This window comes from Streptomyces sp. ICN903 (genome assembly GCF_022015835.1).
Classification (GTDB): Bacteria; Actinomycetota; Actinomycetes; order Streptomycetales; family Streptomycetaceae; genus Streptomyces; species Streptomyces fenghuangensis.
In genome coordinates, this window is record NZ_JAKMAY010000178.1 from 1 (window position 1) to 12,340 (window position 12,340).

The 12,340-nt window shown below is 72.9% G+C and carries 10 protein-coding genes and 1 riboswitch; of the genes, 3 read left to right on the plus strand and 7 right to left on the minus strand.

Features of this window, described 5'->3' with window-relative positions:
* The coding region (locus L7D48_RS18280; protein WP_237880532.1) for a GNAT family N-acetyltransferase at positions 1–1,378 on the minus strand (1,378 nt) is incomplete at its 3' end.
* A gap of 208 nt (positions 1,379–1,586) precedes the next feature.
* Between L7D48_RS18280 and L7D48_RS18285 the strand changes: the two genes are divergently transcribed.
* Positions 1,587–1,868, plus strand: coding sequence for an HPr family phosphocarrier protein (locus tag L7D48_RS18285; RefSeq protein ID WP_237880533.1), 282 nt, complete (start codon positions 1,587–1,589; stop codon positions 1,866–1,868).
* Between the two features lie 192 nt (positions 1,869–2,060).
* On the opposite strand, the gene L7D48_RS18290 is transcribed toward L7D48_RS18285, so the two are convergent.
* The 4 genes from L7D48_RS18290 to L7D48_RS18305 all read right to left on the minus strand — a co-directional run bounded on the left by L7D48_RS18290 (position 2,061) and on the right by L7D48_RS18305 (position 7,040).
* Entirely contained in the window at positions 2,061–2,753 is a 693-nt protein-coding gene (locus L7D48_RS18290) for a GntR family transcriptional regulator (RefSeq protein ID WP_237880534.1), read from the minus strand.
* A gap of 190 nt (positions 2,754–2,943) precedes the next feature.
* Positions 2,944–3,852 (minus strand): M23 family metallopeptidase, encoded by a 909-nt coding sequence (locus L7D48_RS18295; protein ID WP_237880535.1) that lies wholly within the window; start codon positions 3,850–3,852, stop codon positions 2,944–2,946.
* Between the two features lie 13 nt (positions 3,853–3,865).
* Positions 3,866–4,039, minus strand: a riboswitch (cyclic di-AMP (ydaO/yuaA leader).
* Between the two features lie 206 nt (positions 4,040–4,245).
* The gene (locus L7D48_RS18300; RefSeq protein WP_237880541.1) at positions 4,246–5,622 is read right to left on the minus strand and encodes a pitrilysin family protein; all 1,377 of its coding nucleotides are present in this window, start codon (positions 5,620–5,622) and stop codon (positions 4,246–4,248) included.
* A 23-nt stretch (positions 5,623–5,645) separates the two neighbouring features.
* On the minus strand, positions 5,646–7,040 hold the full coding sequence (locus L7D48_RS18305; protein ID WP_237880536.1) for a pitrilysin family protein: 1,395 nt from the start codon (positions 7,038–7,040) through the stop codon (positions 5,646–5,648).
* Positions 7,041–7,255: 215 nt separating this feature from the next.
* On the opposite strand from L7D48_RS18305, the gene L7D48_RS18310 reads away from it, so the two are divergent.
* A complete protein-coding gene (locus tag L7D48_RS18310) occupies positions 7,256–9,703 on the plus strand; it encodes a DNA topoisomerase (ATP-hydrolyzing) subunit A (RefSeq protein WP_237880537.1) in 2,448 nt (815 codons plus the stop codon).
* Positions 9,704–9,779: 76 nt separating this feature from the next.
* Here L7D48_RS18310 and L7D48_RS18315 read toward each other — a convergent pair whose 3' ends face one another.
* Complete coding sequence (locus L7D48_RS18315; protein WP_237880538.1) at positions 9,780–10,844, minus strand: GTP-binding protein; 1,065 nt, start codon at positions 10,842–10,844, stop codon at positions 9,780–9,782.
* Between the two features lie 203 nt (positions 10,845–11,047).
* On the opposite strand from L7D48_RS18315, the gene L7D48_RS18320 reads away from it, so the two are divergent.
* The gene (locus L7D48_RS18320; protein WP_237880539.1) at positions 11,048–11,959 is read left to right on the plus strand and encodes a sucrase ferredoxin; all 912 of its coding nucleotides are present in this window, start codon (positions 11,048–11,050) and stop codon (positions 11,957–11,959) included.
* 78 nt (positions 11,960–12,037) lie between these two features.
* Here L7D48_RS18320 and L7D48_RS18325 read toward each other — a convergent pair.
* Positions 12,038–12,340: DUF485 domain-containing protein (locus tag L7D48_RS18325; protein ID WP_237880540.1), on the minus strand; the 303-nt coding region annotated here is incomplete at its 5' end.

A 12,340-nucleotide genomic window follows, 5' to 3' on the forward strand; every position in this document is an offset into this window, starting at 1 on the left:
GGACGGCGTGGCCGGGGGGCGGGGCGCTGGCGTTGTGGCGGGCGCCCTTGACCACGACGATCGGCTTGCGGGCGGCGGTGCGCCGGGCCAGGCGGTTGAACTTCCTGGGGTTGCCGAAGGACTCCAGGTACATCAGGACGACGTCGGTGTCGGGGTCGTCGTCCCAGTACTGGAGCACGTCGTTGCCGGAGACGTCGGCGCGGTTGCCGGCCGAGACGAAGGTGGAGATGCCGCCGGCCCCCCGGCCGCGGCGGTGGAGTCCCGCGAGCACGGCGATGCCGATGGCCCCGGACTGGGTGAACAGCCCGATGCGGCCGCGCTCGGGCGTCTCGGGCGACAGGGTGGCGTTGAGCCGGACGTCCGGGGCGGTGTTGATCAGCCCGAAGGCGTTGGGTCCGATGATGCGCATCCCGTACGAGCGGGCCTGCCGCACCAGCTCGCGCTGTGCGTCGCGGCCGAAGTCGGCGGAGAGGACGACCAGTCCCTGCACGCCCCGCTCCCCGCACTCGTCGACCACTCCGGGCACCTCCCGGGCGGGAACGGCGACGACGGCGAGGTCGACGGGCCCGGGGATGTCGCGCACCGAGCGGTGGGCGGGCACCGAGTCGATCTCGGTGCGTCCCGCCTCCAGCGCGCGGTTGACGGCGTGGACGCGGCCGGTGAAACCGGCCGTGCGCAGGCTCTCCAGAACGGTGCGCCCGGCTCCGCCCGGGTTGCGGCTGGCGCCGATGACGGCGACCGCGCCGGGGGACAGCAGCCGCTGCACGGACCGGGCCTCGGCGCGCTGCTCGCGGGCCCGCATGACCGCCAGGGACTGCTCGGTCGGTGTGATGCCGAAGGTGAGGTGGACCGCACCGTCCTCGAAGCTGCGCTTCTGGGAGTAGCCGGCGTCCGTGAAGACCTTGACCATCTTGGTGTTGGCGGGCAGGACCTCGGCGACGAAGCGGCGCACCCCGCGCTCGCGGGCGCAGGCGGCGATGTGCTCCAGCAGGGCGGAGCCGACCCCGCGGCCCTGGTGGTCGTCGCGGACGAGGAAGGCGACCTCGGCCTCGTCGGCGGGCAGGGAGGCGGGGCGGCCGGTGGCGTCTATGCGGTCGTAGCGCACGGTGGCGATGAACTCGTCGCCGACGATGGCGGCCAGGCCGACCCGGTCGACGTAGTCGTGGTGGGTGAAGCGGCGTACGTCGCGGTCGGAGAGCCGGGGGTAGGGGGCGAAGAAACGGTAGTACTTCGACTGGTCGGAGACCTGCTCGTAGAAGCTGACCAGGCGCTCGGCGTCGTCGGGCGTGATGGGGCGGACCCGGGCCGTGCCTCCGTCGCGCAGTACCACGTCGGCTTCCCAGTGGGCGGGGTAGGCAGGCTCGCTCGGCGTCCGCATGGGGGTCAGCCTAGTCACCGCGGCCCGGATCGCGGAGGTGTCGGCTCCCGTTCCGGGGGACCCGCCTGTGCGAAGCTGGGCTGGACCCTGGGCACGCGGCCCGTTCCCGGTCGGCCCCGCACACCGGTCGGCCCCTGTCCGGTCCGGCCCTGCCCGGCCTGTTCCGGTTCGATCCGCTCCGATCCGTTTCGATTCGAAGGGCAACACCATGGCAGAGCGCCGTGTCACCGTCGGCTGGCCCGAGGGCCTTCACGCCCGCCCCGCCGCGGTCTTCGTCCGCGCCGCGACCGCCTCCGGCGTCCCCGTCACCGTGGCCAGGCCGGACGGCGAACCGGTCAACGCCGCCTCGATGCTCTCGGTGCTGGGCCTGGGGGTGGAGGGCGGCCAGGAGATCGTGCTGGCCTCCGCGGCCGAGGACGCCGACACCGCCCTGGACCGGCTGGCGAAGCTGGTCTCCGAGGGGCTGGACGAGCTGCCCGGAGCCGTCTGAGCCGCGCGTTCCGGGCCCGCGTACGGCGCTGGACACGGGCCCGGAACGAAACGCGACGGACACCACCTGCGGAAAATCACCGGCAAAGGCTGCGGGGCGAGCGGCCCCGCAGCCTTTTCCGCACCCGGAACTTTCCCGGCGCGCATTCCCCGCGTATTCCCGTCCTGTGTACACAATTCCTGTTACGAATTGTCACACGGTGTGTTTACGGCGTGTTTCGCTCTCCTCACCGGGCTTTTCCGGCGGCCGTCGCGCGGCCACCGGGCGCTGCTCGCGACGCACCGCGACGGAGCGTTCCACGTGCTCGCTGGCCAGGACGCGCGCCCGTTCCGCGTCGCCGCGTGCGACGGCGTCCACGATGGCTCCGTGCTCACGCCACACGGCGACCGCGCGCAGCGGCGGTTCCGCGGCGTACACCCAGGTGATCTTGCGGCGCAGCTGGGTGAGCAGCGAGGCCAGGCTGGGGCTGCCCGACGCGCGGGCCATCGTCTCGTGGTACCAGTCCTCCAACGCCCTCAGGTCGGACAACCGGCCGCTCTCCGCCCGCTGCAGCCCCAGGCGGACCAGTCCGCGCAGGACCCTCAGCTGCGCCTCGGTGCGGCGCCGGGCGGCCCGCGCGGTGCCCAGCGGCTCCAGCAGGGCGCGGATGTCGAGCAGGTCGGCGGCCTCTTGCTCGGTGGGCCGGGCGACGCAGGCGCCCGCGTGGCGGCGGGAGACGACGAAACCCTCCGACTCCAGGGTCCGCAACGCCTCGCGCACCGGGACGCGCGAGACGCCGTAGCGTCTGGCGAGGAGTTCCTCGGTGAGCCGGGATCCGGGCGGGAAAAAACCGGAGACGATGTCGTCACGGACCGCGCTGCACACCATGTGCGCGGAAATGCGCATGGGCCGACCTCCGCCGCCGTCTCCATGTTCCCCGAAGTACCGCAGAGTCGAACTGTATTCCACCGGAACGCGTTTTCCGATGCCAGCCGGAAAACAGGCGTGAAAACATCCGCCGCGCGACCTCTCGGTCGCGCGGCGGATGCCGGTGCGTGACGGGCGCGGCTGCCCGGTGCCCTGCGGGCGGGGTCCGTCAGACGTCGACGCCCTTGCCCGCCAGGTAGGTGATCGGGTTGAAGTCCGAGCCGTAGTAGGCGCCGTTGCGGGCCTCGAAGTGCAGGTGCGGGCCGGTGCTGTTGCCCGTGGAGCCGACCGCGCCGATGTGCTGGCCGCCGTCGACCTTCTGGCCCGCCGAGACCTTGGTGGCGGACAGGTGGGCGTACTGGGTGTACTTGCCGTCGTCGTGGCGGATGACGACCTGGTTGCCGTACGCGCCGCCCCAGCCGACCGTCACCACGGTGCCCGGGCCGACGGACCGCACCGGGGTGCCGGTGTTGGCGGGGAAGTCGATGCCGCTGTGCTTGCCGGAGGACCATGAGGCGCCGGCCTGCTTGTAGGTGGTGGTGGTGTCCACGCCCGCGACCGGGTCGACGTAGCCGGTGGCCGAACGGCGCTCGGCGGAGCGGTCGGCGCGCTCGTTCGCGCGCTTGGCCTCGGCGGCCTCGCGCTTCTCGGCGGCGGCCTTCTCGGCCTCGCGCTTCTCGGCGGCCTCACGCTTCTCGGCGGCCTCGCGCTCGGCGGCGGCCTTCTCGGCCTCCTCGGCCTCCTCGGCCTTCTCGGCCTTCTCCTCGGCGGCGTCGGCGACGCGCTGCTGGGCCTGGGCCTGGGCCCTGACGTCGTCGGCGATCGTGTCACCGACGGCCATGGCCTGGACGAAGCCCAGCGCGTAGGTCCCCGAGCCCCCGTCCGGAGCGGCGATCGCGGGAGTGGCGGCCGCGCCGACCACGCCGGTGACGGTCAGGGCGGCGGCTCCGGCCAGGCCCACGCGGGTGCGCACGGAGCGGCTGGAGAGGTGGTGCTTCTCGGTGAGGCTCTCGGTGAGCCCGGTGAGCTTTCCGGTCAGCTTCTCGGCGAGCTGCGCGGTGGCACGGGTGAACGCCATGGGTGGCGTGCTCCTTTCCTTCCTTCTCGCCTACCGGGTTAGCTGTCGGGTTCGGAGCAGGAAGGTCTCCTACGGGCGCACGGCCCGATTCACCCCAGGTGCCTCGGAAGAGGACCGCTCCCGCGTGTGAAGGGCGGGAGGGTGGGTCCCCGGCTCCCCCGCTCGGGGGACTCGGCGATCACTGCCGTCGGCCGCGGTCGCGGTCACTTCTGACGGCCAGCGAGATCGACGCTAAACGGACAAATTTGAGCGAGCAAGCAAAAAGCGGCTTTTGTAGGCCATGCCACATGAGCCACCCACTGGAACGGCCCAAAACCGGACATATGTAAGGCCCTTGGTGTGGCATCCCACCAAGGGCCTTACGCTGCGCGGCCGCCGCGAGGCGGCCGGGGATCACTGGTCCGTGACGACCGTCACCTCTCCGATGCCCAGGTCGCGCACCGTGTCGGCGATCTGTGACGCGTCTCCCACCAGCACCGTCACCAGACGGTCCGCGGGGAAGGCGGCCACGGCCGCCGCCGTCGCCTCCACCGTGCCGGTCTCGGCGAGGCGGGCGTACAGCTTCGCCTGGTAGTCGTCGGGGAGGTGCTGTTCCACCTGGTCGGCGAGGGTGCCGGCGACGGCCGCCGCCGTCTCGTAACGCAGCGGGGCCACCCCCACCAGGTTCTGCACGGCCGTGTCGCGCTCGGCGTCGGTGAGACCCTCCTGCGCCAGGGTGCGCAGCACGCCCCACAGGTCCTCCAGAGCGGGACCCGTCACATCGGTGGCCACCGAGCCGTTGATCGCCAGCATCGAGGCGCCGGTGCCCTCGGGCGAGGAACGCAGCACCTGGGCGAAGGCCCGTACGCCGTAGGTGTAGCCCTTCTCCTCGCGCAGCACCCGGTCCAGGCGGGAGGTGAGCGTGCCGCCCAGGCAGTACGTGCCCAGCACCTGGGCGGGCCAGACCCGGTCGTGCCGGTCGGGGCCGATCCTGCCGATGAGCAGCTGGGTCTGCACCGCTCCGGGCCGGTCCACGACGATCACCCGGCCGGTGTCGTCCGCCGTGATCGGCGGGACCGGGCGGGGCCCGGCGGCCGCGCCCTTCCAGTCGCCCAGGGTCTCGGCCAGCGCCTTGTCCAGGTCCACCCCGGTGAAGTCGCCCACCACCACGGCCGTGGCCGTCGAGGGCCGCACATGCTCCGTGTAGAAGGCGCGCACCGCCTCGGCGTCGATGTTCCTGATGGTCTCCTCGGCTCCCTGGCGGGGGCGCGAGAGCCGGGAGTCGGCCGGGAACAGCTCCTTCGACAGCGCGATGGCCGCCCGGCGGGCGGGATTGGCCAGCTCGTGCGGGATCTCGTCCAGGCGGTTGCGCACCAGCCGCTCGACCTCGCCCTCGGGGAAGGCGGGGGCGCGCAGCGCGTCGGCGAGCAGGCCCAGCGCCCTGGTCAGCCGGGAGGCCGGGACCTCCAGGGAGACCCGTACGCCGGGGTGGTCGGCGTGCGCGTCCAGGGTGGCGCCGCACCGCTCCAGCTCGGCGGCGAACTCCTCGGCGCTGTGCCGGTCGGTGCCCTCGCTCAGCGCCCGGGCCATGATCCCGGCCACACCCTCCCGGTCGCGGGGCTCGGCCTCCAGCGGCGCGACGAGGTTGACCTCGACGGCCACGACCTTCTGGCCGGGGCGGTGGCAGCGCAGCACGGTCAGCCCGTTGGGCAGCTCACCGCGCTCGGGGGCGGGGAACGCCCACGGCCTGGGCTCGCCGCCGCGGGGCTGGGGGTGGAACTCCATCGACATTCCGTTCTGGGCCGTGGCGTCGCTCACTGAGCGGCCTCCTGGTCGTGGGTGTCGGCGGCGGTGCCGGTCTCGGAGACGGTGGCGCCCTCGGAGACGTCGGCCGCGGTGTCGGGGGCGGTCGTCCGGGTGGGCTCGTAGACCAGCACCGCGCGGTTGTCGGAGCGCAGCCGGGCCGCGGCCACCTCGCGCACCTCGTCGGCGGTGACCTGGAGCACGCGCTCCACCGCGGTCAGGGCGAGCTGGGGGTCGCCGAACAGCACCGCGTAGCGGCACAGCTCGTCGGCGCGGCCGCCGACTGTGGCCAGCCGGTCCAGCCACTCGCGCTCCAGCAGGGCCTGGGCGCGCTCCATCTCGGCCGGGGTCGGCCCCTCCTGCGCGAAGCGGGCCAGCTCCTCGTCGACCGCCCGCTCGATGTCGGCGATCTCGGCGTCGCCGGAGGCCTTCACGTCCAGCCACCCCATCGAGGGCGCCCCCGCCAACCGCAGCATGCCGAAACCGGCGGTGACGGCGGTGCGGTCGCGGCGGACCAGACGGGTCTGCAGACGGGAGGACTCGCCGCCGCCGAGCACCGTCAGCGCCAGGTCGGCGGCGTCCGCCTCACGGGTGCCGTCGTGCGGCAGCCGGTAGGCGGCCATCATCGCCCGGGAGGGCACCTCCTCGTGGAGGACCTGCTTGACCTCCTCGCCGATGACGTCCGGCAGGGAGCCGTCCCGCGGCGGCCGCTTGCCCTCGTGGGAGGGGATGGAGCCGAAGTACTTCTCGGCCCAGGCGAGCGTGCGCTCCGGGTCGATGTCGCCGACGACCGCCAGCACGGCGTTGTTCGGCGCGTAGTAGGTGCGGAAGAAGTCCCGCGCGTCCTCCAGGGAGGCGGCGTCCAGGTCGGCCATGGAGCCGATCGGGGTGTGGTGGTACGGGTGGCCCTCGGGGTAGACCATCGCCGTCAGCCTCTCGAACGCCGTGCCGTAGGGCACGTTGTCGTACCGCTGACGGCGCTCGTTCTTCACCACGTCGCGCTGGTTCTCCATGGACTCCTCGTCCAGGGCGGCCAGCAGCGACCCCATGCGGTCGGCCTCCAGCCACAGCGCCAGCTCCAGCTGGTGGGCGGGCATCGTCTCGAAGTAGTTGGTGCGCTCGAAGCTGGTGGTGCCGTTGAGCGAGCCGCCCGCCCCCTGCACCAGCTCGAAGTGACCGTTCCCCTTCACCTGGGCCGATCCCTGGAACATCAGGTGCTCGAAGAGGTGGGCCAGACCCGTGCGCCCGGCCACCTCGTGGCGTGATCCGACGTCGTACCAGAGGCAGACCGCGGCGACCGGCGTCTGGTGGTCCTCGGAGAGCACCACGCGCAGGCCGTTGGCCAGCCGGTGCTCGGTCGCCGTCAGGCCGCCGGCGGTGGGCGGAGGGGAGGCCGTGTGAGCCATGGGCAGGGAGTCCCTTCGATCGCGATCGCGGACCGCGTTCTCACAACGCGTGTGTGGTCACTGTATGCAAGCGGCCGGACAAAGCGCGAAGTTCCCGTACGGTTCGGGGCGGGGGCCGGAGTGTCGGTGCCGAGGTCCACAATGGTGCCCGTCCGTCCCATGCCCCGGCACGGGGACACACAGTCCGCAGTACGCAAGAAGGAGTCGCAGCCGCGATGGCCCGCCGCAGCACGAAGACCCCGCCACCCGGGGGAGAGTTCGAGGAGCGCGTCCTCGACATCGACGTCGTCGACGAGATGCAGGGCTCCTTCCTGGAGTACGCCTACTCGGTCATCTACTCGCGCGCCCTGCCCGACGCACGCGACGGGCTCAAGCCGGTCCACCGGCGGATCCTCTACCAGATGCACGAGATGGGGCTGCGGCCCGAGCGCGGCTACGTCAAGTGCGCCCGCGTCGTCGGCGAGGTGATGGGCAAGCTCCACCCGCACGGCGACAGCGCCATCTACGACGCGCTGGTACGCCTGGCCCAGCCCTTCTCCATGCGGCTGCCGCTGGTGGACGGGCACGGCAACTTCGGCTCGCTGGGCAACGACGACCCGCCCGCCGCCATGCGGTACACCGAGTGCCGCTCCGCCCCGGCGGCCGGGCTGATGGTCGAGTCGATCGACGAGGACACCGTCGACTTCGCGCCCAACTACGACGGCAGCGAGTCCGAGCCGTCCGTACTGCCCTCGGCCTATCCGAACCTGCTGGTCAACGGTGCCTCCGGCATCGCGGTCGGCATGGCCACCAACATGCCCCCGCACAACCTGGGCGAGGTGATCGCCGCCGCCCGGCACCTGATCAAGCACCCCGGCGCGGACCTGGAGACGCTGATGCGTTTCGTGCCGGGCCCGGACCTGCCCACCGGCGGCCGGATCGTCGGGCTGGAGGGCATCAGGGACGCCTACGCCAAGGGGCGCGGCACCTTCAAGATCCGCGCCACGGTCTCGGTGGAGAACGTCACCGCGCGCCGCAAGGGCCTGGTCGTCACCGAACTGCCCTTCAACGTCGGCCCCGAGAAGGTCATCTCCAAGATCAAGGACCTGGTCAACGGCAAGAAGATCCAGGGCATCGCCGACGTCAAGGACCTCACCGACCGTGAGCACGGGCTGCGCCTGGTCATCGAGATCAAGAACGGCTTCAACCCCGAGGCCGTGCTGGAGCAGCTCTACAAGCTGACGCCGATGGAGGAGTCCTTCGGCATCAACAACGTGGCCCTGGTCGACGGCCAGCCGCTGACCCTGGGCCTGAAGGAGCTGCTGGAGGTCTACGTCGACCACCGCTTCACCGTGGTGCGGCGGCGCAGCGAGTTCCGGCGCGGCAAGCGGCGCGACCGGCTGCACCTGGTCGAGGGCCTGCTGGTGGCGCTGGTCGACATCGACGAGGTCATCCGGATCATCCGCTCCAGCGAGAACGCCGCGCAGGCCAAGGAGTCGCTGATCGAGCGGTTCGGCCTGTCCGAGGTGCAGACGCAGTACATCCTCGACACCCCGCTGCGCAGGCTGACGAAGTTCGACCGCATCGAGCTGGAGTCCGAGCGCGACCGGCTGAACGCCGAGATCGAGGAGCTGACCCGCATCCTGGAGTCCGACGCGGAACTGCGCAAGCTGGTCTCCTCGGAGCTCTCCGCGGTCGCCAGGAAGTACGGCACCCCGCGCCGCACCGAGCTGCTGTCCTCGGCGGACGTTCCGGCGGCGGCCGTTCCGCTCCAGGTGGCGGACGACCCGTGCCGGGTGCTGCTGTCCTCCACCGGGCTGCTGGCCCGCACCGCGGGCGGCGAGCCGGCCTTCGACTCCTCCGCCAAGCGGCGCAAGCACGACGTGGTCGTCTCGGCCGTCCCGGCGACGGCCCGGGGTGAGGTGGGGGCGGTGACCTCCGCGGGACGCCTGCTGCGGATCTCGGTCATCGACCTGCCGCAGCTTCCGGAGAACTCCGCGCCGAACCTGGCGGGCGGCGCCCGGTTCACGGAGTTCCTGTCCCTGAAGGACGGCGAGGAGCTGGTGTGCCTCACCACCCTGGACGAGTCCTCGCCGGGTCTGGCGCTGGGCACCGAGCAGGGCGTGGTCAAACGGGTGGTGCCCGACTATCCCTCCAACAAGGGCGAGTTGGAGGTCATCTCCCTCAAGGAGGGCGACCGGATCGTCGGCGCGGTGGAGCTGCGCACCGGCGAGGAGGACCTGGTCTTCGTCACCGACGAGGCGCAGTTGCTGCGCTTCCCCGCCGGGCAGGTCAGGCCGCAGGGACGCCCGGCCGGCGGCGTGGCGGGCGTCAAGCTGGGCCAGGGGGCGAAGGTGATCTCCTTCACCGCCGTCGACCCGGCCGCCGACGCGGTGGTCTTCACGGTCGCGGGATCGAGCGGCACGCTGGCCGACGAGTTCGGGACGGCCAAGCTGACGCCGTTCGACCAGTACCCCCGCAAGGGCCGGGCCACGGGCGGAGTGCGCTGCCAGCGCTTCCTCAAGGGCGAGGACCGTCTGACCTTCGCCTGGGCCGGCGCCGCTCCCGCCCGCGCGGCGGACGCCAAGGGCTCGCCGGTGGACCTGCCGGAGCCGGATCCGCGCCGCGACGGCTCGGGCACCCCGCTGGCCAAGCCGGTCTCGGTGGTCGCCGGGCCGGTGTGACACCCCGGTGCGGCGGCCCGGTCCCGTGGTACGGGCCGGCCGCCGCACCGCCGGGGCGTTCCGTGAAGCGGTGCGCTCAGGGCCGTACGTAGCGCAGGACGCCCCACATGCTGTCGGGGCTCGCCTCCCGCGGTGAGCCGGTGGCCGTGCAGGAGGCCAGCTCCTCGCGCACCGCGGCGGCGTCGATGCCGGAGCCGATCAGCACGAGTTGTGTCAGGCGCGGCTCGCCGTTCTCCCACGGGCCGGGGTTGAAGCGCAGAAAGCGGCCGACCGCGTGCAGCCCGTACTTCTCCCGGTGGCCGGGCACACCGAAGTTGACGAAGCCCTTGATCCGGTACAGGCCGTCGGGTCTGCCGTCCAGGAACTCCATCAGCCGGCGCGGGTCCACCGGCTCTCCGGTGGTGAACTCCACGCTCTGGTAGGCGGCGTGGAGGTGCGTGTCGTGTCCGTCGTATCCGTCGCCGCACCCGTGCCCGCTCTCGCGGATCTCGGCCCACACGTCCTCGAAGGAGAGCTGCCGCATGCCCTGTGCGCCGTCGTCGCGGGGACGCGGGTCGAAGAGCAGCTCCGGGTCGACGCGCCCGTGGGAGACGGGGACGACGGGTACGCCCCGGCCGATCCCGCGCAGCCGGCCGGCCAGGGCGGACAGCTCCTCCTCCCCGGCCCGGTCCGCCTTGTTGAGCACCACCAGATCGGCCATCGCCACATGCCGTTCGAGCTCCGGGTGCCTGGCCCGGGTGGCCTCGAACTCCGCGGCGTCGACGACCTCCACCAGCCCGCCGTAGACGATGTTCTCCTCGTCGCTGGAGAGGATCATGCGGATCAGGGTCTCCGGCTCCGCCAGGCCGCTGGCCTCCACCACGATGACGTCGATGCGGGCCGAAGGGCGCGCGAGGCGTTCCAGCATGGTGTCCAGGTCGCTGGTGTCGACGGCGCAGCACAGGCAGCCGTTGCCCAGGGAGATCATCGAGTCGACCTGTCCGGCCACCGACATGGCGTCGATCTCGATGCTGCCGAAGTCGTTGACGACCACGCCGATGCGGGTGCCGCCGCTGTGGGCGAGGAGGTGGTTGAGGACGGTGGTCTTCCCCGAACCGAGGAAGCCGGCGAGCACGACGACCGGGATCCGCTTCCTGACCAAGCTCGCGCCTCCATCGTGCGGGTGGCAGCCGTACCTGAACGGCTGCCGATGGTAGCCGACCGCCTCCCTCCTCCCCGCCGGCGCCCGCGCGCCCGGAGGCCTGCCCCGGACCTGCGGGGACCTGCCGGGATCCGCCCGGGCCCGCCGGTTCCGCCGGTTCCGCCGGCGGGAGTCCCCGGGCGGGAGCGGTTAGGCTCCCCTGTGTGAGTACCTGTTCGACCGCCTCCCGGGCGCTGGCCGAACCGCCGGCCGCCACCGCCGCGACCGCCCGGACATGGCTGCTGGTCGAGCAGCCCGGCCCATGGGGGGCGAAGGCCCTCACCGACAGCCGCCTCGACCCGGTGCTCGGCCGCGCGCTGGAGCGTGCCGCCGCCGGCACCGGTGTACGGGTCGCGCTGATCCGCCGCCCCGGCCGCCGCCCGGACCGCCACGGGTCCGCCCTCCGCCGCGTCTACCTCGCCCACACCGTGCCCGGCCGGTCCTGGGTGCGTACCGCCCAGCTCACCGGCACGGACGAGCTGGGCGGCCTCGACGCGGCCGCCATGGCCTCGTTCGGCGCCGGCGACCACGGCGGACTGTGGGAACCGTACGGCGGGGATCCCCTGGCTCTGGTGTGCACCAACGGCAGGCGTGACCGCTGCTGCGCCGTCCTGGGCCGCCCGCTGGCCGCGGAGCTGGCGGCCTCCGACACCTGCGAGGTGTGGGAGACCACCCACATCGGCGGCCACCGCTTCGCTCCCACCCTGCTGGTCCTGCCCTACGGCTACGCGTACGCCAGGCTGGGGGGCCACGCCGTCAAGGGTGTGCTGGACGAGCTGCGGCACGGCCGGATCGTCACCGACGGGTGCCGTGGCCGGTCCGCCTGGGAGCGGCCGGGCCAGGCCGCCGATCTGGCGGTGCGCGAGCTGACGGGCGAGGCGGGCGCCGACGCCCTGGCGGTCACCTCCACAACGGGCGACGCTCCGCGGTGGAGCGTCACGGTGACCCACACCGACGGCCGCTCCTGGAGCGTCACGGTCACCGAGGACACCGACGTCCCGCCCGTGGCCGCGAGCTGCGGTGCCGCTCCCTCCGTACAGCCCCGCGTGACGGCCGTTGACGTGACCCCGCTCTGACCTCTGCGCGCCGGGGCCTGGGCGGGCCGGTCAGCGGGTCGCGCCCCGCCCGGCCCCGTGCAGCGCCGGGCCCACCGCTCAGACCGCTCCACAGGAGCACCGGCATTCCCCCGCGGTCTCCCCGCACCCGCCGCGACGCGGTCGCGTGTGCCGGGCGTACGCGCAGGCCAGCAGGCAGAAGGCGGCGAACTGCGCGAACCCGGCGGCCGTGCCCGCCGTGACGGGCACGCCGCCCAGTGTCCGGTCCGTCACGGTGGGCGAGACGGTGGCGGCGACCAGATATGCCGACTGGCAGACGAGGAGGGCGGCACCCGCGGACAGGACGAGGCGGCGCCGGCGGCGCGTTCCCCGGAGGGCCTCCGCACGGGGGCGGGCGAGGCG

Coding starts and splice junctions, on each gene's coding strand:
- L7D48_RS18295 (WP_237880535.1), bottom strand. CDS start 3,852: ATGGCGTTCACCCGTGCCACCGCGCAGCTCGCCGAGAAGCTGACCGGA.
- L7D48_RS18300 (WP_237880541.1), bottom strand. CDS start 5,622: ATGTCGATGGAGTTCCACCCCCAGCCCCGCGGCGGCGAGCCCAGGCCG.
- L7D48_RS18305 (WP_237880536.1), bottom strand. CDS start 7,040: ATGGCTCACACGGCCTCCCCTCCGCCCACCGCCGGCGGCCTGACGGCG.
- L7D48_RS18310 (WP_237880537.1), top strand. CDS start 7,256: ATGGCCCGCCGCAGCACGAAGACCCCGCCACCCGGGGGAGAGTTCGAG.
- L7D48_RS18285 (WP_237880533.1), top strand. CDS start 1,587: ATGGCAGAGCGCCGTGTCACCGTCGGCTGGCCCGAGGGCCTTCACGCC.
- L7D48_RS18290 (WP_237880534.1), bottom strand. CDS start 2,753: ATGCGCATTTCCGCGCACATGGTGTGCAGCGCGGTCCGTGACGACATC.